Genomic DNA, 238 nt, shown 5'->3' on the forward strand with positions numbered 1-238 from the left:
CCCAAGGTCACCATCGAACCGTTCAGTGGCAGATGGGTGGTAGCGCCGCTCAACGGCAAAGCCAAGCTAACCGCCCGCGAGATAGACCTGTTCACCGGCGTTGCGCACGACCTCAGCGTGGAGCATGATTTCAGCTTCACCACGCAGCTGGATGTCTCAGGCGGCAAAGTGACCGTGACGCCGATGCTGACCTTCTAGATCGGTCCGCTCCGGGCACTTCGCCCCCTGATGCCTCGCT

1 protein-coding gene is annotated in these 238 nt (G+C 61.8%); it reads left to right on the plus strand.

Annotated features, from left to right (window positions below; genetic code table 11):
* Positions 1–198, plus strand: a 198-nt coding sequence (locus SB764_RS44370) for a hypothetical protein (RefSeq protein ID WP_410867357.1), incomplete at its 5' end; no start/stop codon positions are given.
* Between the last annotated feature and the right edge of the window lie 40 nt (positions 199–238).

Origin of the sequence: Paraburkholderia sp. SIMBA_027 (assembly GCF_046535315.1) — a bacterium.
Lineage (GTDB): Bacteria > Pseudomonadota > Gammaproteobacteria > Burkholderiales > Burkholderiaceae > Paraburkholderia > Paraburkholderia tropica.